The 19,495-nt window shown below is 67.9% G+C and carries 17 protein-coding genes and 2 pseudogenes; 6 read left to right on the top strand and 13 right to left on the bottom strand.

Annotation, left to right across the window (positions count from 1 at the left end):
• The first annotated feature begins 73 nt into the window (after nt 1-73).
• Entirely contained in the window at nt 74-862 is a 789-nt protein-coding gene (locus ACWDN5_RS34905) for an SDR family oxidoreductase (RefSeq protein ID WP_310972501.1), read from the top strand.
• A gap of 10 nt (nt 863-872) precedes the next feature.
• Here ACWDN5_RS34905 and ACWDN5_RS34900 read toward each other — a convergent pair whose 3' ends face one another.
• Nucleotides 873-1,298: a MarR family winged helix-turn-helix transcriptional regulator gene (locus ACWDN5_RS34900; protein WP_449679283.1), complete on the bottom strand. Its 426-nt coding sequence runs from the start codon at nt 1,296-1,298 to the stop codon at nt 873-875.
• 71 nt (nt 1,299-1,369) lie between these two features.
• On the opposite strand from ACWDN5_RS34900, the gene ACWDN5_RS34895 reads away from it, so the two are divergent.
• Together ACWDN5_RS34895 and ACWDN5_RS34890 are read left to right on the top strand one after the other, a co-directional pair.
• On the top strand, nt 1,370-1,903 hold the full coding sequence (locus ACWDN5_RS34895; RefSeq protein WP_449679282.1) for a hypothetical protein: 534 nt from the start codon (nt 1,370-1,372) through the stop codon (nt 1,901-1,903).
• 100 nt (nt 1,904-2,003) lie between these two features.
• Nucleotides 2,004-3,125 carry a hypothetical protein gene (locus ACWDN5_RS34890; protein ID WP_449679281.1) on the top strand — a complete coding sequence of 374 codons (1,122 nt, stop codon included), beginning with the start codon at nt 2,004-2,006 and terminating at the stop codon, nt 3,123-3,125.
• 2 nt (nt 3,126-3,127) lie between these two features.
• Here the strand turns inward: ACWDN5_RS34890 and ACWDN5_RS34885 are convergent, their stop codons facing one another.
• The 6 genes and pseudogenes from ACWDN5_RS34885 to ACWDN5_RS34860 form a co-directional block, all read right to left on the bottom strand.
• Nucleotides 3,128-3,271: a hypothetical protein gene (locus ACWDN5_RS34885; protein ID WP_449679280.1), complete on the bottom strand. Its 144-nt coding sequence runs from the start codon at nt 3,269-3,271 to the stop codon at nt 3,128-3,130.
• Nucleotides 3,272-3,613: 342 nt separating this feature from the next.
• Nucleotides 3,614-8,083: an AAA family ATPase gene (locus ACWDN5_RS34880; protein WP_449679279.1), complete on the bottom strand. Its 4,470-nt coding sequence runs from the start codon at nt 8,081-8,083 to the stop codon at nt 3,614-3,616.
• Nucleotides 8,084-8,090: 7 nt separating this feature from the next.
• On the bottom strand, nt 8,091-8,471 hold the full coding sequence (locus ACWDN5_RS34875) for a hypothetical protein (RefSeq protein ID WP_449679278.1): 381 nt from the start codon (nt 8,469-8,471) through the stop codon (nt 8,091-8,093).
• 339 nt (nt 8,472-8,810) lie between these two features.
• On the bottom strand, nt 8,811-9,194 hold the full coding sequence (locus tag ACWDN5_RS34870; RefSeq protein ID WP_449679292.1) for a hypothetical protein: 384 nt from the start codon (nt 9,192-9,194) through the stop codon (nt 8,811-8,813).
• Between the two features lie 241 nt (nt 9,195-9,435).
• Nucleotides 9,436-9,513 (bottom strand): annotated as a pseudogene (locus ACWDN5_RS34865) (hypothetical protein); the annotation flags it as partial.
• Nucleotides 9,510-9,851: an RHS domain-containing protein gene (locus ACWDN5_RS34860; protein WP_449679277.1), complete on the bottom strand. Its 342-nt coding sequence runs from the start codon at nt 9,849-9,851 to the stop codon at nt 9,510-9,512. The gene ACWDN5_RS34860 and the pseudogene ACWDN5_RS34865, both read right to left, overlap by 4 nt.
• Nucleotides 9,852-10,921: 1,070 nt before the next feature.
• On the opposite strand from ACWDN5_RS34860, the gene ACWDN5_RS34855 reads away from it, so the two are divergent.
• Both ACWDN5_RS34855 and ACWDN5_RS34850 read left to right on the top strand, forming a co-directional pair.
• Complete coding sequence (locus ACWDN5_RS34855) at nt 10,922-11,437, top strand: hypothetical protein (protein ID WP_449679276.1); 516 nt, start codon at nt 10,922-10,924, stop codon at nt 11,435-11,437.
• 320 nt (nt 11,438-11,757) lie between these two features.
• Nucleotides 11,758-12,705, top strand: a complete 948-nt coding sequence (locus tag ACWDN5_RS34850) for a cold-shock protein (RefSeq protein ID WP_449679275.1) — start codon at nt 11,758-11,760, stop codon at nt 12,703-12,705.
• Nucleotides 12,706-12,936: 231 nt separating this feature from the next.
• Here the strand turns inward: ACWDN5_RS34850 and ACWDN5_RS34845 are convergent.
• Nucleotides 12,937-13,128: pseudogene (locus tag ACWDN5_RS34845) on the bottom strand (transposase); the annotation flags it as partial.
• Between the two features lie 10 nt (nt 13,129-13,138).
• Here ACWDN5_RS34845 and ACWDN5_RS34840 point away from each other — a divergent pair.
• Nucleotides 13,139-13,483 (top strand): hypothetical protein, encoded by a 345-nt coding sequence (locus ACWDN5_RS34840; protein ID WP_449679274.1) that lies wholly within the window; start codon nt 13,139-13,141, stop codon nt 13,481-13,483.
• A gap of 255 nt (nt 13,484-13,738) precedes the next feature.
• Here the strand turns inward: ACWDN5_RS34840 and ACWDN5_RS34835 are convergent, their stop codons facing one another.
• The 5 genes from ACWDN5_RS34835 to ACWDN5_RS34815 all read right to left on the bottom strand — a co-directional run.
• Nucleotides 13,739-14,362: a pentapeptide repeat-containing protein gene (locus ACWDN5_RS34835; RefSeq protein WP_449679273.1), complete on the bottom strand. Its 624-nt coding sequence runs from the start codon at nt 14,360-14,362 to the stop codon at nt 13,739-13,741.
• Nucleotides 14,295-14,723: a hypothetical protein gene (locus ACWDN5_RS34830; RefSeq protein WP_449679272.1), complete on the bottom strand. Its 429-nt coding sequence runs from the start codon at nt 14,721-14,723 to the stop codon at nt 14,295-14,297. The genes ACWDN5_RS34835 and ACWDN5_RS34830 overlap by 68 nt, the downstream gene beginning before the upstream one ends.
• Nucleotides 14,720-14,956 carry a hypothetical protein gene (locus ACWDN5_RS34825; RefSeq protein ID WP_449679271.1) on the bottom strand — a complete coding sequence of 79 codons (237 nt, stop codon included), beginning with the start codon at nt 14,954-14,956 and terminating at the stop codon, nt 14,720-14,722. The genes ACWDN5_RS34830 and ACWDN5_RS34825 overlap by 4 nt, the downstream gene beginning before the upstream one ends.
• A 1,104-nt stretch (nt 14,957-16,060) precedes the next feature.
• Entirely contained in the window at nt 16,061-16,411 is a 351-nt protein-coding gene (locus tag ACWDN5_RS34820) for a hypothetical protein (protein WP_449679270.1), read from the bottom strand.
• A 15-nt stretch (nt 16,412-16,426) separates the two neighbouring features.
• The coding region (locus tag ACWDN5_RS34815; protein WP_449679269.1) for a PA14 domain-containing protein at nt 16,427-19,495 on the bottom strand (3,069 nt) is incomplete at its 5' end.

Genomic DNA, 19,495 nt, shown 5'->3' with positions numbered 1-19,495 from the left:
GGATCGACACGGGTCCGGAGGAAGTTTTCCACGCCGACCGGCTGCGGCGTCTCGTGTGGATAAGGTGCACGGCGTGAGTGCGTCGCTCGAGGGCCGGGTCGCGGTGGTGACCGGCGTCAGCCGCCGGGCCGGGATCGGCTTCGCCGTGGCCGAGCAACTCCTGGCGGCCGGGGCCTCGGTACTCGTGCAGGCCTGGTCCCCGCACGACGCGGAACAGCCGTGGGGCCCCGATCCCGCGGGCGACGCCGGAATCGTGGAGCTCCTGGGCGGCGAAGGCGACCGGCTGCGGCACGTCGCCGCCGATTTCGCGGACCCGCAGGCGCCCGGGCAGGTGGTGGCCGCCGCGGTGGATGCGTTCGGCGCGCTCGACGTGGTGGTCGCCAACCACGCCCGGAGCTCGGAGCAAAGCCTCGCCGAGGTGACGGCCGCCGAGCTGGACCTGACCTGGGCGGTGAACGCCCGCGCGAGCGTGCTGCTGGCCCAGGCGTTCGCCGCCGCCCACGACGACCAGCGCCCGGGCGGCCGGATCATCCTGTTCACCTCCGGTCAGCACCTGGCCCCGATGAGCCAGGAACTGCCGTACGCGATCAGCAAGGGCGCGATCCACCAGATGACGCTCAGCCTGTCCGACGCGCTGATCGATCGCGGGATCACGGTCAACGCGCTCAACCCCGGCCCGGTCGACACCGGATGGGCGAGCCCGGACCTCACCGAACGCGTCGGCCGCGCCCTGCCGGCCGGACGGTGGGGCACCCCGGCCGAGGTGGCCCGCGTGGTCCGCTGGCTGGCCTCGGACGACAGCGCGTGGATCACCGGCCAGGTCATCAACGCCGAAGGTGGGTTCCGCCGCTGGGTGAGGTGACCGGCGCCGGCTACCGCTTCGCCAGCAGGCGGGTCTGTTCACGCAGGATGCCGACCGTGTTCGTGACCCAGTCCGCGATCACCGCCTGCTCGTCCGGCGAATAACCGGCCATCAGCTTCGCCATCGCCGCGTCGAGACCGGCGAACACCCGGCCGAACGCTCCGGGCACCGCCGTGATCACGAGGCGGCGGCGATCGGCCGGGTCCGGGGCCCGGCGGGCCAGGCCCGCGCGCTCGAGGCGGTCGACCACGCCCGTCACCGCGCCCGGGGTCAAGCCGATCTCCGTGGCCAGCTCGCCCGCCGACAGCGACCCGGCGCCCGCGATCAGCGCCAGGGCGCGCTGATCGACCGCGGTCACGCCCAGGCTCGCTCCCACCGCCTCGTGGAACGCCACCACCGCGGTGCTCAGCTCACGTCCGGCGTCCCGACCTTCCATACCGTCACTTTACCTCGCTCGATATTTCAGTACACTGAACTAAATTGTTCACCCACTGAAGGAGTTGCGGCATGAGCGAACTGAAGCTGGCGCTCGAGGTGCCGAGATGGACCTGGCGGTGCTACACCGAGCACCTCGGGCTGATCCTCGGGCTGTCGTCGGTCGCGTCGATCCAGCGCCTGATCGTCGTCAACTGGACCGCGCGGATCCCCCACGGCGTCGCCCTCGCCTCCGAGGTCGTCGTGCTGGCCGCCCGGGTCGCGCTGGTCGTCGCGATCTGGCGGATCGCCGTGCGCGGCCGGACCCTCCGGCTGAGCGCCGGCCGGACGTTCGCGCGGAACCACTGGCGCAGCTTGTTGTGGCAGGGCGCGTTCCTGGGCGCGGCCTTCCTGGTCTTCGAGGTCCTGGCCGAAGACGTCCTGGCGAAGCTGCTGCCCGAGTCCGCCCGTCAGACCTATTTGGCCGTTCTGCTGTTCCTGAAGAATCCGACAGTCATCGCGCTGACGTTCGTGTGGTGGATCGGCGTCGTGCGCCAAGTCTTCGAAACCGGGCGTCTAGTACTTTCGGCCGAGGTCCGCAGCCCCGGAACCCTTCGAAAGACGTGAGCCATTCCGGGGTTCTTGATCCGGCGCCGGTTTCGTCGCCAAACACCGCCCTACTGTGGCGGTGCTTGGTGATCTTGAAACGGAAAGAGGGGAACCGGCTTTGCCCGAACGGACAAGATTTCTCGGCAGGACACTCGCGGCGGCGGGCACCGCGGCCGCTCTGGCGCTCGCCACGGCCGTTCCGGCCGCCGCGGCCGAACCGACCGGCGTCGAGCAAGACGTCGCACAGCTCTACCAATACGTCATCGATCTCTACAACGGCCTGCCCGCGGACGCGCTGCGCGGGGTCGACCGGCTCATCGAGTCACCCATTCCGCGGATCGGCCCGCAGAGCCAGGCCGCGGACGGCCCGATCCCGGGCTGCACCGCGGGTTCGCTGCTGACGTACGCGAACAAGCTCGCGGCCCAGCTCACCCCGCTCGAAGGCAAGGCGCTCGACGCGCTGTCCGGGCTGAGCCAGCTCTACGTCCAAGGCGTCGCGTCCGACAAGACCCCGCAGGTCTTCGGCACCGACGGTCAGTACACGCCGCGGGCCACGGCCACGATCGACAAACTGCGTGGCTTCTGGGACATCGAGAGCTGGAACATCCAGCTCGTCGCCTGGAAGGGCACCGATCTGGGCAGCCAGGCGAAGATGGCGCAGACCTTCGGCCTCGGTCTCGCGCCGGCGAAGGTGAAGACCGCCGCCGCGCTCGCCACCAAGGTGCTCTACGAAGTCCCGGCGATGGAGGGCGGCCGCAACCCGCTGCTCACCCTGAACGCGTTCTCCGCTCCGGCCGGCAGCCTCGGCGGCAAGCGCGTCGCGCTCGGCGACGGCCTGCTCGACACCGTCGACGTCCTCGGGTTCGACGACGTCTCGGTGGAGTCCGTGGTCGGGCACGAGTACGGCCACCAGGTCGACTTCGCCCACGAGAACTACCCGCGCAACGAGTCGTCCGAGATGGGCCCCGACGCCTACGGCGGCTACTTCGTCGCGCACGCCAAGGGCTTCGCGTGGAACGCCCGCACCCAGCAGGAGGTCACCTACCTGGACGCCTCCATCGGCGACTGCTACCACAGCCACGGCACCCCGGACCAGCGCAAGGCCGCGGGCGCCTGGGGCGAGAAGCAGGCGACGAGCCAGGCGAACCCGAACCGGATCATCCCGTCCGCCACGATGATCGAGAAGTTCCAGAAGGAGTACCCGAAGCTGATGCCGCCGGCCACCGCGGCGCACGGCTGAGTTCACGGGGCGGGCCGTTCCCGGACGGCCCGCCCAGCGTCCGGGGGTCGCTCGTCCTCCAGCACCGCGCGGACCCGGGAGAAGTAGAGCTGCGCGATGGGCAGGGGCGCGAGCGAGCCCACGACCACGACGAAGACCAAGGCCACAGCAGGTCCAGCGCCAGCAGCACGACCGCGGCCGTGATCAGCAGCGCGAACCAGATCCCCGTCGCGATCAGGAACCGGCGGAGCGCGCGTTGCGCGAACGCCGTCCGCTCCGGGCTCTCCGGAACCGCTCGGTTGCGGACGCTGGCGGTGCGGTCGCTGGGCTTGGTGGTCCTCGGTCGCCGTCGGCAGCCAAAGCCCGTGGTCGTCGGCCAGAAGGGCGCGCAGCCGATCCCTCGCACGTAGACAGCCCAGGCCGCACCGCCGAACGCGGCCAAGCCGAAGACGAGCACCCCGGCCAGAAAAGCGTTCTGCCACCGGCGATGCGCCGTAGCCGCGAAAAGATCAGAGATTGTCAAGGATGACCTGTGCAACCGCTGCCGGAGCGTCTTGACCGCCGAGCAAACTGAGCACCGGCCACAGTGAGCTGATGTCTTGCACCAGGCTCGCAGCCGAGCCACGTGCGCAGACGAGGAGGGTGTTGTTCCACAGCGGATACAGGTCAGCAGGCGGCAGCGTTGTCATGATGGGCAAGAGGCGGTGGAACCCGCGCTCGCGTTCGGTGTCGAGCTTTGCCAGCCGAGCGACGTCGGCAAGTGCCTCGGGGAGCAGTGGCAGCTGGTAAGACCGGTCCACGTGAGGCAGGATCTCCGCCAGGTTGATGCCTTCGAGGAAAATGCCGGCGGTGGCCAGCTCCTGAGCATCGGCAAAGATCATCTCGAGGTGGTCTGATGTTTTCAGCCGTTCCGGCAGGTGAGGCAGGATCGCGGTGAAATTCTGCACGCGGCGGAACGCGTCTGCCGTTGCCAGCACCTCGGCCAGCGCGTCGGCGAGCCGGTCTTCGCGTTCAACCGCTGGGAGCCGGTCGGCCAGCACCGCGACCATCCGGATGCGTTCCTCGACGTCGGAGGTGGCCGTGGCGATCGCCGATACCCGAGGCATCAGGGAGTCGGGGAGCAACGGGAGGAGGTAACCGAGCGCGTCCGGCCGGGAACGGCGTTCATCTGTCGAGTCGATGGCCGCCAATACATGCTCGCACAGATCACGTCGATGCCGATCGTCGAGGCTCGGAGCAAGCAAAGCCAGCACTTCGGCTCGCTGCAGGAGATACCTGCTGGTCATCACGAACGACACGCAGTGTTCGATCAGCTCATGCCGGAGAGGGCCGGCAAGGCGGCGAGCCAGGTGGGTCAGGGAGCGGACGCGGTTGTAGGGATGCTCGATTGCCGTTGCGACAGTGACGGCGTCCGCCAGCGAATCCGGAGGCAGGACTGGAACCAGGGACACCAATACGCTCGCCCTGTTGTATTCCCCATCGACGCAGGAAACCAGCGACAGCGCCTGACGGGTGACATCCTCGGGAAGGTGGCGGCTGGCCAAGGACGCCAAGGCCCGGGCGCGAAGGCCGGGATTCTGCAGACGCATCGCTGTGTCGATGATCCTCGGCAGCATCTCCGATGGCGCGTGGGGTGCGACGGCACGTACCGCGGCCAGGTGGTACCCGTCGTCGGCTTGGGTGCTCCAGATGGCGGTCAGCATGTCGGTGGGTGAGACGGGATGACGTTCCACTGGCGTGGAAGCGTCATCAGGCTCCGGCGGCGTGGCGGGCTGGTCCTGCTCCTCGGAACGGATCAGTTCTCGCCAGATGTGGTGGACTGACGGGGGCACATGAGCGCTGACCGCGTCAAGGACCTCTCTGCGATTGTATGGTGAGGCGATGGACTTGGCGCTGGAAAGCAACTCCGCATACATCGCCTCCGACATCAGCGGGGCAAGCCGCTGAAGCAGTTTGATGGCTTCGAATACGACATAGAATTCCGCGCTCATCTCCTCTACCACGGACCGGACGAGGTCCCACAGGATGGGCTCATCGAGCGGTGGAGCGAGTCCCGCATCGAGCACGTCACCGAATGCTTCCAGCCGGTGGGAGTTATCCGAGATACTCGCTGCCGCACGGAAAACCCGTACTCGCAGGGAAAGCGGCAGTTCGATGTGGTACCACCCGGTGTAATGGGCAAGGGTGTTCAGCAGGTCACGTCGTTCCGAGCCGTCGGCCTCCGCCTCGACGAGGTCGACGATGTCGGCGAGAACGGGCGCACGCCGGTCGTCGGCCATTTCCGCGATGGCCGCCAGCGCCGTGCTGATTCGTTCGCGGGCCTCCTGGATCCGTTCGGTGAGCAGGATGACGTTGTCGCGCACCGCCATGCGCTCCGGTTCGGGCAGCATCGGCAGCAGAGCCAGCCAGCAGGACGCCTGCTCATGCGGATCGGCTACGTTCCCGGTCATGGCGAGAAGGTCCGACAATTCCGCGGCCTTTCGTGCCTCATCCAGATGGGCCGCCATCGCGGCGAACATCCGGCACCGGGTGGACGGCCCTGCTATCTGCCGAACCGCGGTCAGCACTTCCAGCCACGCGTCGGCCTGCTCGCTCTCCGGCAAGAGGGGGAGCAGCGCGCCAAGCGCCCACTGCCGGTCGAGGGGCTCATCGATGAGCGCGGCGCGTTCTCTGGCTTCGTGAAGAAGTGGCGAAGACAACCGCGGGGCAAGCGCCTCGAGAGCTCTCGCGATGTAGGCTCCGTTGGGTATGCGCAATGCGGTGGCCAGAGCTTGGCGCATTGACGTCGGCGGCAGATGGGGCGTGATTTCGGCCAGCAAACGAGCTTGCTCCGACACGTCGTCGATCAAGGTGACCGTTTCGAGAGCGTCGGAGAAGAAGCCGCACTCCCCGAAGCAAGTCACGAGTTCCGCGAGCGACTGGCGGCGCTGAGTATCGTCCGGCTGCAGATTCGCTGCCGCGAGAGCTTGCGCGGGAGACCAAGAACCACCGGCGACCAGAGCGACCAACAGGGAAACCGGGATGTTGGCCGATATGTCGCCGGTGCGCGCGGCTGCCAAGGCGCATCGAATCTCGTCGGCGACCAGAGGAGCCGGGTGACCGTCGGCGAGGGCGGAGTGGTTGTGCGACTCTGCCGCGACCCAAGCTTGATCCACGTCGTTGATGAAGGCGATGCCGCTGGAGTCGGCTGACATCTGCATCTCGTACCACGCGACGCTCTGCACGAGTTCGAACAGGGCATCCAGATCGCCCGAGAGGCGTAGGTGCGCGGTGAGGAAGCGGCGGGCATAGTCGTTGCTCGCAAGATCCGGCCAATTCCCGCCACATCGCGATCTCAGCTCCGCCACCACGTCCGTGTGAGCCTGAACTGTCCGCTCCGCCAGTTCGGTAAGGAGATTCTCGGCGTAGGGAGAATACTTGTCCGGCACGAGCTCGCCGGCCAGGAAGTCGTTCAGGCTTGCGTGGTACAGGCGATATCGGCGCTCGCTACCCGCGACCTCGTAGACGAACGCACCCCACTTGTCCCGTAGGACACGACGCAGCAAGTAGTCGCCGGCGTCCACACCCGACCACTGCTTCAGCGTCGACAGGGGAAGCGGCTCGAAGGCTGCTCCCAGCGTCACGAGCAGAGGCGCGTAGATGGTGTCCCATTCCGGGGTATCCCGCCAGCGCGCCCAGTTGGCGATGTAGTAGGTCGCCAGGTCGTCCGGCAGTGCGTCCAGGTCGAGCGGGGCACGTTGGCCATCGATGATTTCCTGGAGCACGTAGTGCAGGTAGATCCAGTTGCCGGCGCTGTTTTCGAGCAGCACCCGGATGAACTCGTCCGTGGTGTAGTTGCGGGCACGCAGTTGCTGGGCGATGGCCGGTACACGACTCTGCCGACGCAGGTATACGACCATGTCGTCCTGGTTGGCGGCGTCATGGGCACGCAGGTCGACACGCCGGGGCGCCGGCTCGATGACCAGCGGGACGTTCTCGTCCCGCTGAGACAGCACCAGGTAGACACCTTGGGGCAGGTGCCGGGGCAGGCCGAGGACGTTCTGACCGGGGACTTCGCCGGCTTCGTCCAGCGCATCGATCACGATGACCAGGCGTTCCCCGTGCACCAGCTCGGCCGCGGCGGCCGACAGCAGCCTGCGCAGAAAGTCCGGATAGGCGGCCAGCAGGCCGGGGACGGTGTCCCGCTGGGCGTACGGGGCGATCCGGAATCGGCTGATCAACTGGGCCGCCAGCGAATGAACAGCGCGATTCACATTCGTTGCGCCCGGCGCCTGTTCGGCGAAGAAATGCAGATATCCTCGCTCACTGACCAGGTGGGCGAGGAACGTCGACTTGCCCACTCCCGCCTCGCCGACCAGCAACCAGACGCCACGGTCTGCTGTGTCGAGGAATTCGTCGAGATCCGCGAGCAGGTTCGCCCGGCCCACGAACTCCGACACCTGGACGCGTTCGAACACTTCCTCCGGCGGCAGGTAGTACTCCGCCAGGGTGGCGTAGTCGCTGTCGAAGTAGGTGTTGAAGACGTTGTGGACCCTGGCGTTGTCGCCGATGGCGATGCCTTGCGCGCGCTCGATCGTGACGTCGTACTTCTGGGCTTGCGCCAGGACGTCAGGCAGGTCGTCCGGTGCCGGCTCGGACCGCAGTTCGGCGTCCAGCCAGCGGAGAAAGTCGGCCGCCGCCCGGACCTTTCGGCCGGGATCGTCGTCATCCGGCCACGCTGCCGCGAGCGCGACAGGGTCCGGGGTAGCCTGCTGGCGCAGGCTGTCCGCGAACACGGGTACGGCTTGACCAGTCAGAAACTCCGGGTCCAGGAGCGCGGGTGCCAGCCGCGGATGGTTGCGGGCGAACGCGTTGGCAGCACGAGCCAGCGCGACTTCGAAAGACAAGCGATCCGTGCCGGCGCCGTCCGGGACCGGCCCCAACCTGGCGTAGACTGCTGTGGCAACTTCGGCGAGCAGGTCCGTAGTCAGTCTGGCCACTGGATGACTATTCCGGCGCAGGTCCGAAGTAGTTCTTCTGCTTGGCCTTGTCACCGACGATCACACCTTGCGCGTTGTCGCCGATGGTGGTGTGGTACTTACCTCCGCCGCCGGTTGCCGACTCCACCAGTTCCAGCACCTTCCGGGCCGCGTCGACTATCGCCTCGTCCTGGTCGGCTGCGGTCGCGGTCAGCTGATCCTTCAGCGGTTCCCGCCAGATCTCCGGCTGTTTCTCGTGCTCGGCCAGCGCCACTTCCGCGGTCGGCCGGCCCGCGAACTTGTGCGTCAGCAAGGCCTTGAGTCCTTGGTAGGCGTCCTTCACGGCTTGACCAGCCACCTCGGACGCTCCGCCGACCAGCGCAGCGACGATCATCGAAACCGGGTCCACACCACCCCCCTTTCCTTCTATGGCTTCGAGCCAGCTTTCCCGACTCGCCTGCGACCGTCAACGACGGTTGGCCCGAACAGGTGACGGACCGCCGACAACGGGCGCCGAAGATCGGTTTTGATCGCTGCAACGTCAGACCCGGAAACGCGCACGACTCGACAGAAGATTTCGTCGTCCGACACTTTGTTCGTTTCTATTTTCCGATCACACCCACGCTCCACGATTCCGGCGGTGAAGGTGCGACGGGACGACGCTCCGCTGGCGAGTGCCCGTCGATCTGCCGACCGTCTCACCGAGCCGCGGCGAATCCGGGACGAGCAGTCCGGATGACCGGCGGCGTCAAGTTCCGGGCGTCGCAAGACGATCATGTTCCTCACAACGGACGCCGTGGCCGTGGCTATCCGACCTCGGCGGCGTGCAGGCCGGCCCGGCGATGAGGCCGTCGGCCAAGGACGACATCTGTTCCTTGAAGGCCCCTGTCCGAATGTGGAACGCCTCCTCGGAAGTCACGATCCGCGGCGCCAACACCAGCGCGGTGTGCACGACGTGCAGTTCCACATCGGACAGTGCGATCGTCATCCGGCGGGATCGCGGCGCCTGGTCGTACTCGCGCACCGCTTGCTGCAACCGTTCCCACAACTCCCGGACAACGGCGACCTCGGCACCCACCCGCACCACCGAAACCAGCGGGACATCGGTTTCCACCAGCGCCAGCGCCTCCACGGCCAACCGGACCTGCCCAGCGCGCGCGATCATCGCCGATGTCGCGGATCCAGTGGTTGCGATCCTCCGGCAGCGCGGACATCTCGTCGTTCATCCTGCGGTACTGGTACTCGATGCCTTGGGTCGCCTCGGGGCCGTGCCTGTCGAAGATGTCATCGAGCGCGTCGTCGCAGACTTCCACCAGGCCGAGCGGGTCGAACCACTGGGCAGGGTTGTGCACGTGGCTGTGCGGGCTCGGGCCGGCCTGGAGTCCGAGCGAATCCGCACTCTGATACCGGCCGGTGTCCGGGTCGTAGTACCGGTGGACGTTGTGGTTCAACCCGTCTCGGCGTCGAAGTACTGACCAGGGAACCGCAATGGCGTCGACGGTCCGGCTGCGGGTTCTGTCAGCGCGCGGCCCCAGATGGTGGAGCCCGCCCGCCAAGCGACGTTCCCGGAGGCGTCGATCAACTCGCTGGGTGCGCCGACCAGGTCGGTGATGATCGAGTAGAACCGTTCGTCCACCCAGGATTGCGGCGCGCCGGCCACCTGGCTGCGTTCGGTTTGCGTCAGCGGCTTGAAGCTTCCCGGCTCCCAATCCCACGTGAGGTTCGTTCCCCCGGAATGGCGCTGCTCGGCGAGCGTGGTGCCATCCCAGACGAAGACGACCTCCTCCACCACTTCGCCGTTTGGCCGATCGGCGCCCCAGCGGGTCGTAGACGTACTGCCACCGAGAGCCGTCCGGCGTGACGACGCCGACCAATTGGTCCTGCGCGTTCCAGCTGTACCGCCAGAAGGTGCCGGCATAACTCCGCGTGCCCTGAAGCGTGGTATCCGGTTCCGGCCAAGCGGCCGCCGAGACGTTTCCGGCTCGGTCGTAGGCGTAACGCTCCACCCCGCCGGGTCCCTCGACGCTGGTGATCCGCCCCGACTGATCGAACTGGAAATACCTGGAACCGGCGAGTTCGTCCTCGATGGAGGTCAGGTTGCCATCGGCGCGATAGCGGTACTTGCGTGCCCGGAGCAGACGGGCGCGCCTGCTGCCGTCGGTGCCCGCGACCGTCGAAACAGTCTGCTCGGCCAGCCTGCCGTTGACATCCCACGCCTGCGCGAGAATCGTTCCGCTGTCGAGTATCCGCTCGACCTCGAACCCGGCCTGGTCGTGCCCGAAGGTCATCGTCCGGCCCGCGGTGCTCAGCGAGCTGGGCCTGCCCCGCTCGTCGTAGCGCCAATCGACCACCGCCAGATCGGCACCCAGACCGCCGGATCCAGCGCGGTCCTGGCCGCCGCCCGTACCGTCGGGCATTTCTTCGCCGTCGCCGGCCAGCAGCGCACCGTGGTGGCCAAGGCGATCAACGCCTGGCAGACGTTGCGCGACCAGGTGAATCGGTCCATGCCAGCCCGCGGTGTGCCTGGGTGCAGGAGGCGGCCGCCGCCGCCGTCGCGGCCGCCGGACGGTGGCCGGGCAGTTCCTCCCACCCGGCCTATCCGTTGGCCGACAACAACGATCTGCCCGACGCGCTCGCGGAACTGGAACGTGCCACCACCGCATTGAGTGAACGGTGGAACGGCCAAACGGCCGAAGACCCACCACATCCAGGAGAAGCCGAACCGGAGACCGAGGCACAGCGCGCGGCACGCGAACACAAGGAACTCCTGGACTCCGCACGCCCCTGGGCCCGCGTCAAGGAACTACCGTACGACCCGACCTGTACCAGCGGCTTGTGGCGGCTACCGAGCACGCGGTCATGTTCCCCGACCTGCCCTCCTTGATGACCATCAACCTCGCCGCGACCACAAGACTGGCCGCGTCCGTGGCCCGCAACGCCGACCCCGACACGTATCGGACCCTGATCACCCAGGCCGCCGAACTCCAGCCCCTCGCGGTCGCCGTTGCCCTGGTGCGGAACCTGATGTTCATCACTGAGAAGGCTGAACGGTTCGAACTCCACGATCACGCCCGCGCCATGGTCGTTGCCCTGTTGCCTGTGGAGCAATGGCGGGACTTGACCCCCTGGCAGGACAACCAGTACCGCTCCCGGTCCCTGCTGAACTGGACCTCCTCGATCCACGGCGAGGAACACCTGGGCCCCCACAGTACGAGAACACCAGTGAGGACATCGGGGAACTCCGGCGCTTGGCCGCCGACCTGCTCCGAGCCGCCACGTCCATCGGCCCGGGGAGCCCGGAACAACCCCCTGCTCCCTGAAGCTGGTGCTGACCTCGGGGACAACGGCTTCGACCACGTCCGACGCAGTCCTTGAGTTCGCGGTGGTGGTTCGGGTCCTGTTCGCCGGCCTGAGCCGGCACCGGCGGACTACCTCGACCACGCCGTCTGTGGTCACAGTTGAAGAGCGGAGCTGTCGGTGGTGCGTCCTGAACCAGGTCAGGCCTGAGCGCGCTGATCCGGGCCAAGGTGTCCGAGATCTCGCGCCTGAAACCTGGTCTCAACTCGGCGTGTCGCCAGGTGAACCAACGGCCCGCCCGTGGCTCCGCACCGTCCCCGGTGGGCCCGGCCCGCCGGACCGGAGGTCTGTCAGGGAGACTGGGGGCCAGTGCCCGCCCTCTCGACCTGGAGCGTTTGATGCCGCAAGGGACCGTCCGTTGGTTCGACGCCGAACGTGGTTTCGGCTTCCTCGCGCCCGAGGACGGCTCGCCGGACGTGTTCGTGCACGCCTCCGAGATCGTCGGGGACGGCGGCGGGAAAGTGCTCCGCGAGGGTCAGGCCGTCGTGTTCGAGATCGGCGAGAACGACCGCGGGCCCCAGGCGCTGCGCGTTCGCGTCACCGCCGATGCGGCCACCGGCAGCGCCGTGGGCCTGCTCGGCACCATCAACTGGTACGAGCCGGGCAAGGGGTACGGCTTCGCGTCGCCGGACGGCGGCGGCGCCGACATCTTCGTGCACAGCTCCGCCATCGTGACCGGCGGGGTGGTCACCGAGGGGCAGCGGGTGGCCTTCCTGATCGTCGAAGGCGAGCGCGGCCCGCAGGCCGGGCACGTGATCCCGCTGGGAGCAGGCGCCGGCTCACCCGCTGCGGCCGGTATCGCGGACGGTGCCGACGGCACGGTGGCCTGGTACGACGAGGACAAGGGCTTCGGCTTCATCAACCCCGACTCCGGCGCCGGGGACGTCTTCGTTCACGCCCGGGCCCTGGCCGAGGGGCTGACGTGGCTCACGGAGGGCGACCGCGTCGCCTACGAGGTGGCCAGTGGAGACAAGGGCCCGCAGGCCCGCGACGTGCACTTGGTCCGGGGCGCCGAGCTCCAGACGGCGCCGCAGCGGTCAGCACCTGCCGCGGCCGCGGGGCCGGCGGCGCGGGACGTGCCCGTACGAGGCGGCGAGGGCGTCGTCGCGCGCTACGACGCCGACCGCGGCTTCGGCTTCATCACCCCGGACGCAGGCGGCGACGATCTCTTCGCCCACGCGTCCGTGATCATGGGGTCGGAGCCGCTGCAGAAGGGTGACCGGGTCCGGTACGCGGTGCGTCAGAGCGACCGGGGCCCGCAGGCCGACCGCGTCGAACGCCTCTGAAGAGGCGGCCCCACCGATGGCTGATCACTTCCCGACGAGAGTGCTCGTTCATCCGGCGTCGATGGTGCCGTCAGCAACGCGGCTGCAGCCTCCTCCAGGAGATCGATCTCCCTCGTGGCGACGGGGGCCCCGTGCCGACCCGAGGACCTGCTCCGCACTCAGAAGCTCACCAGTCACCTCCACCCAACGACACGGAGCTACCGATGTATCCCAAATGAGTTAATGGATGCGTTAGACCTGGTCGCAGAGCTCGATTTTTATGAGCCGGCGGACGTTGATCACGGTGCAGGCCAGCGTGAGTAGCGCCGGCGTGGTGCGTTCGGTCCGGTCGTAGCGCAGCCCGAGGCGTTTGCACCGCAGCAGCCAGGAGATGGTGCGTTCGACGACCCAGCGGACCCGGCCGAGGCGGGACTTTTGCCGCCGACAACATGATGTGAGCTCGTCGCCGTTTATGGAGCATAATTGTTCCCTCGTTCGTGATCATCAAGCGGACGTCACCACCCACCCCGGCCACCACGCCGCCGAACGCGTCCCACCCGCCACCGCCAAACTCACCGACCCCGGCACACCCTGCTCACCCGTCGAACTCATCGGCCTCGGCATCGACCGAGGACTCCCCCTCGGCACCACCGGCATCCGCATCGACTGCAACCTCGACACCATCACCGGCTGGGGCCAAACCTTCACCGCCACCCTCTGGGCGTTCCAAGCCCTCCTCTGGGGCCTGGCCACCCTCGCCACCGCCGCCTACACCGGCCTCGTCCGCAAATCCACCTGATCGCGGCCACCACGCTCATACGGTCTCGGACCTGCGAAAACGAATACCGCACGTTCGACTCCTGCCTCTCCGCCGGTCAGCGACGGCGCCTTCGTCCCCCAACTCGACAAGGCCGGTCGCCGCGTGCAGATCGTCACGGCCGCGACCCTGTGCCGAGCCATCGAAACCTGGCGGGAAGTCCCAATCGGCCGGTAACCCGCCAGCAGCACTCCCGACGGCATCAACTCGCGACTGGATGATGCAAACCGCATCGGGTCACCCGGAGCTCGCAGCGTCGTCGGGGAGGCCGGAAGTTCGATCGTTGAACGTTGCGCGGGCGAACCCGACGTCGCCAGGGAAGGTCGCATGTTCGAACTCGGCGGGGCCGGTGAAAGTCGCATCTCGAAACTGGGCAATGCCGGTGAAGGTCGCACGTCGGAACCAGGCGGCGCTGGTGAAGGTCGCGTCGCCGAACCCGGCGTAGTGCTTGAAGGTCGCGCCGTCGAAACTGGCTTCGTCAGTGAAGGTCGCGCGGCCGAAATTGGCTTCGCCGGTGAAGGTTGCGCCGTCGAACCGGGCGCCGGCGGTGAAGGTCGCGCGGTCGAACCGGGTCGTGCCGGTGAAGGTCGCGCCGCTGAATCCGGCGGTACGGACGCGGCACTCCTGCAGGGAAAAGACGATCAGGTGGGCATTGGTGAGGTCGAGGTCGATCTCCTTCCAGAACGTGCGCCGAACGCCGGGTTGGAGGTGCTCGCGCAGGATGCGTCGAGCAGCGAGCCGGACTTCCCGTTCCTGCGCCCGCCGCTGATGTTTCTCCAGCTGCCGCTCGTCGTCAGCGGGCGGCAGCTGCTCGTCCGGCGGAGTGAAGGGCATCCGCAGGTAGGCGCAGATGACGTTCACGATGCTCTGGCGTTGGCCAGGGTTGTTGTGGGCCAGCCGCTCGAGCGCGTACAGCCCCGGCCAGCCGGACCGGAGCCTCTTCGGAGCCGAGCTGGTCGGCGGCCTTGGTGTAGAGCTCGGTGACGTTCTTCTCCGTCGCGTCGCTCTCGTTGTGCTGCTGACGCCGCACCGCCAACAGCAGCGCGAAGCTCCCGGTGGTGCCCGCGCCGATCCCGAGCCCGGTCTTGATCGCCTCGACCCGCACCGATGCCCTCTTGTCGACGTCGCCGGCCTGGTTGGCCTCGCCGAGCAGCCAACTGGTGGCAGCCCACCCCACCGCGGCCACCACAATCGCGGCGGCCACCACGACCCACCAGCTCATCCCCGACGCCCGGGTCCGTGGCGCCCGCTCTCCCCGCCGCCGCGCCACCGCGACCGCCAACCCAGCGGCAGCGACGGCGGCACGGCCAGCGGGCGCGCCCACCGGCCCAGCGCAGGCCAGTCCACCCACCCGGAGAACACCACCGCTCCGGCCAGCAGCGCCACCCCGCTGAGGACCAGCGCACCACGCGCCGGCGCCCAGTCCCACCCAAGCGACCCGAACAACATCAGCATCCGCCTCATCACGGACGGTCAGTCGCTGTGGCACGGCGTCCCGCTACTACCGCGCGGACTCCAGCTCTCGGCGTAAGACGCCGTGCACGCCGATGCGGGCTGCATCACACGCCCCGCCGAGCCGATCGAGGTACTGGCGTTGATCATGAAGGCGTCTACAGTGGTGTTGACGCGTACGCGTCAGAAGGACAAAGGGCTCGGCGGAGCTCACTCGATGAGCCGAGCCCCGCCGAACTCGGACAGCTAGGTGACCGGCTAGTGCGGGTACAGGTTCGCGAGGCCTGTGAGTACCAGCACCACGACGGTCACCAGCCGGGCCGCCGTCACGGTCACGGAACCCGTGATCGTGACGGTGATCCGACACCTCGCTGTCACGTCGTCGATCCCGACGCGAAGTCATAATCAACCGCCTTCCCTTCTCTCCGGAACACCATCGAGCGGACGCCCGATGAAACCGGGGCTCGGAGTGCTCCCTCGGCTCGAGCGCGAGGCACCAGCAGGTCGGCCCTCTAAGTAGACCGGCCCCGTGGCACGACGCGCGCAGACACGCGAAGCGGTGCCGGCGATTCGCGAGTTGCGCCGCTACCCGACAGCGGGTGCCCCGGCCGAACGTCCTGCAGCGCAGCGCCCGGCTCGCCGAGCAGTTACTCCACCGAGACGCGGTGGCTCAGCAAGTTCGCCCGGGCATGGCGCACCCGGTCAGCCGCCGAGCCCACAGGGTTGCGTCTTTGTGCAGACGCGGCCAGCCAACGGACCGCGGCAGCCCGGTCCTGCAGGCCAGCAGGCCGATCATTGGACGACCGTCAAGATAGACACTAGATCGCCCCTAATCGTGGGTAGCAAAAAGGCCCAGGTCGAGGACCTGGGCCTTGCACTCCCCCGCTTGGACTCGAACCAAGAACCCTCCGGATTATTGGTTCGAGTCGTTTCGTGTCGACGCCAGTCGATCTAGCTGGGATATTTGCAATCGTTCACGCTCTCGACAGCCAGGCCGCCGCGCGCATGTTCTGGCCGTCGTAACTAGTGCTTCCGCCGCGGGTTGCACGATTGGGGAACTGCACCGTTGACTCGCAATCGTGCAATTGCCAGTACGACGTCACCGCCCTACGCGAGCTCGTCCCCCTCGTGGAATACGTCAAGACGGACCTTCGCCGTCGTCTCGTTGTCCAACCAGCGCAAATCGAACTGCTCGCCATACCAGTCGAGCCGCGCCGCTTCCAGTTCCTCCTGGGCACTTTCCGTCCCCGGATCTGCGCGATCCTCGTATCGCCAATGTTCTGGCTCATCCGGATCCCGTCGCGCGAACACCATGTCGACATAAGCGGCACCGTCGGCACGATCGCTCTTGACGAGCTCCGGGACCGTGACGTGGAGGTATCCCTCGAACCGCGTCCCGTCCATCACTTCGGCGATCCGGTCGGCGAACGCGAAGTCGTTCGACGTGTCACGCGTCATGACACCTCCTGCCACTCAGTGTCGTACATGGTAGTTGTTGGTGTACTTCTTGTTGACGCGGCCGGACTCGAAGTTGGACTGCCAGCCACGCCGTCCCTTGTTCTCCGGAGATCGGTATTGGCGTTTGCCGTTGCGGGAGACCCAGCGGACGCTGCCGCGTTTCGTGACCGTCTTCTTGGCGAGGGGACCGACCCAGATTCGTCCGGCCACCCGGGACTGGCGGAAGGTCGCCTTGACGCCCTTGTACACGAATCCCTGGGAACGCCGCGCGGCCTTGAGGATCGTACCGACCCCGCGGGCGAACTTGACCGCCTTGTAAGCACCGATCGCCGCGCCGACCGCCGCAGTTCCGATCCCGGCGGTGAGGACGCCGGCGAGGGCTTGCGCGCCGTACCGAGCCGCCGCTCCCCAGTTTCCCTGGATGGCGTTTCCGGCGGCGGCGACCCCGCTCGCGATCGTTCCGATCGGTCCGGGGATCCACGAGGCGACTTCGGCCACCTTGGTCACGACGCTCACGATCGAGCTGAACCAGGAGCCGCCGTCGAGGTCCATCGCGTTGATCGGGTCGCCGGCGACGTAGTCGTAGTCGTTGGCGGAACCCCCCTCGACCGGATCGACGGAAAGGAAGCGGCCGAGCAGCGGGCTGTAGGGCCGGGCTCCCATCTGCACCACGGACAGCGCGCCCGTGTGCTCGTAGGGACGCTGGTACTGGCCGAGCCAGCCGTAGTCCATCGAGCCCGGGGCGTTGTCCGGCACGTTCTGGCTGTCGACCGCACCCGAGGCGGTCAACGGCTGCCCGTACGGGTCGAAGGTCCGCAGCTCACCGATCTGGTGGCCTGCGGAGTCGGTGGACAGCACCAAGTCGCCGCGCACCGACGGGTGGTCGTAGGTCGGCGTGAACGCTCCGTCGGAGCCGACCCTCGTCGTGTAGAGGACACCACCGGGCAGTGTCAGCGCGAGCGTGGTGAGCCGACCATCGGCGGACAGCGTCAAGTCCGCGGTGTCGCCGTCGCTCGTGTAGCCGTACCGGACGACGGTGTTGTTGTCGCAGTCACGCGGGTCGCGGCGCACGATCCGGTCGGTCACGTCCCGGGTGTAGGCGATGTCGGCGTTGAGCGCCGGGTTCGGGCCGGCGGACTTGACGCCGATGTTGCGGTCGGAGCCGTCCCAGGTCAGCGTGGTCGTGCCATCGGCTCCCTGCCAGCCGGTGGTGTTGCCGTCGGCGTCGTAGGTGAAGCCGGACAGAGCAGTGGCACCCTCGGTGGCCAGCAGCCGGTCGGCGGCGTCGTAGCAGTACCGGGTCTCCGCGGTGCCGGCGGCGGTCTGGTCGAGCAGGCGCATCCGGTTGGTGTTCAGGCCCGCGTTGCCCTGGGTGCCGCCGGGGCAGGTCGCGGACGCGGCCGCGGTGTAGTCGTAGGTGTAGTGGTGCCCGGTGACGTAGGCCTCGGTCAGCCGACCGACCCCGTCGTAGACGTAGTTGGGCGCGTCCGACCGGGCATCGACGCCGGCGAGGGACTCGTCGATGATCGTCCCCGCCGACGTTCGACCGACCTTGCTGACCAGATCTCTGCCGTCGCTGGTCTTCCAGCCGAGGGACAACAGCCTGGCCGCGTTGTCCTTCGACGTCGATGCCAGTGAGGTGCCGTTGGCGTAGCCGACGGTGGCGAGCTCGCCGGCGTTGTCGTAGGTGACGGTGGCCAGGATCTGACCATCGAGCTTCTGCGTGAGGGCCCTGCCCGCATCGTCGTAGGTCGTGGAAATCGTCCTCGGCCGGTCCGCGGCGTCGGGCGGGGTGACGGTGGCGGAGGCGACGCGGCCGGCCTGGTCGTAGACAGTGCTGGTGCGCACGCCGTTGACGTCGGTGTAGCCCACTTCACGACCGAGGAAGTCGACCGTGGTCGTGACGGTGCCCTTGTCGTCGCTCATCGAGGTGGTGAGCGGGTCCCCGCCGACCGCGTAGTCGTGGGTCACGGTCCGCGCCGGGGCATCGGTGCTCGCGGGCACCTTGACCTGGACGGGCCGGTCCCGGCTGTCGTAGCCGGTGCAGGTCCACGCCCCACCGGTCGCCTCGGCGATCACGCGCCCGGACGCGTCGTAGACCTGCTCGTCGACCCGCGCCGGGCCGGTCGCCGGGGCCGCCGACGTGGTCAGCTTCGCCAGGCCGCCCTGGTTGACCGCGGCGCTGCCCGCCACGCACGGGTTGACCCGCGTCTCGGTGTCGCCGTAGTACGAGTAGGTGGTCTTCGCGCCGGTGGCCATGGTCTTGGCGGTCTTGCGCAGGTAGCCACTGCCGGGCGTCTCGTAGGAGACCGCCCCGGCGACCTTCAGCCCCGACGGGTTGGCCAGTCCGGACGTGGCCAGCCCGTACACCGGGTCGATCCCGCTGTCACCGAAGCTGGTGGTTCCCGTCTTGTCCGCGACACCGTCGGATTCCGACGCCGTGGTCGAGGTCTTGAGCCCGTAGTGCGGCCGCAGCTGCGTACCGGGAACGGGCTGCTGAGTGCCGGACGGGGTGGTCCAGTGCAGTTCCAGCTGGGCGGTGAGATCGAACTCGTAGTAGTCGACGCGAATTCGTTTGGCCTGCCCGGCGGAATCGGCGTGCACGACGCCCTGGCGCCACTTCGCCGTGGTGTTGATCCAGTCGTCGATGACGAGCTGGTCGTCGACCCACACGCGAACACCGTCGTCGGCGAGCAGCCGCAACGTGTAGTCACCAGCGGCGGGGAAAACGATGTCGCCGGCCGCGCGCAGCGAATAGTGGTCCGCGGGAATTCCCGCGGTGGGCGCCACCGAACCCCAGTTCTTGACGAACGTGCCGTCCGCGGTACCGAGTCCGGTGGTGTACGCCTTCGGCGCGCCGGAGAGCTGGCCGTTGTCGTACCAGGACACGGCGAGACCGTTGATGCCCTCGTCATAGCCGTTGTGGCCGTGGGACATTCCTCCCGGACAAGTACCACTGGGCACCTGACCGGTGAAGCAGGACGCCGGTGCCGGGCCGTATGAGTCGACCGGACGGTCGGCGTAGTCGTAGACCGTGGTGGTCTTGCGTCCGGCCGCGTCAGTGGTCGACAGCGGCAGATCCTT

It is taken from the genome of Amycolatopsis sp. NPDC003731 (assembly GCF_053586895.1).
The sequence above is the reverse complement of the archived record's forward strand: the minus strand, read 5'-3'. Positions and strand labels throughout refer to the sequence as shown.

Excerpts from the sequence above, each read along its gene's own strand:
- ACWDN5_RS34850 (WP_449679275.1), top strand. The coding sequence starts at position 11,758 with ATGCCGCAAGGGACCGTCCGTTGGTTCGACGCCGAACGTGGTTTCGGC.
- ACWDN5_RS34895 (WP_449679282.1), top strand. The coding sequence starts at position 1,370 with ATGAGCGAACTGAAGCTGGCGCTCGAGGTGCCGAGATGGACCTGGCGG.
- ACWDN5_RS34900 (WP_449679283.1), bottom strand. The coding sequence starts at position 1,298 with ATGGAAGGTCGGGACGCCGGACGTGAGCTGAGCACCGCGGTGGTGGCG.
- ACWDN5_RS34855 (WP_449679276.1), top strand. The coding sequence starts at position 10,922 with ATGTTCCCCGACCTGCCCTCCTTGATGACCATCAACCTCGCCGCGACC.
- ACWDN5_RS34825 (WP_449679271.1), bottom strand. The coding sequence starts at position 14,956 with ATGCTGATGTTGTTCGGGTCGCTTGGGTGGGACTGGGCGCCGGCGCGT.
- ACWDN5_RS34830 (WP_449679272.1), bottom strand. The coding sequence starts at position 14,723 with ATGAGCTGGTGGGTCGTGGTGGCCGCCGCGATTGTGGTGGCCGCGGTG.
- ACWDN5_RS34820 (WP_449679270.1), bottom strand. The coding sequence starts at position 16,411 with ATGACGCGTGACACGTCGAACGACTTCGCGTTCGCCGACCGGATCGCC.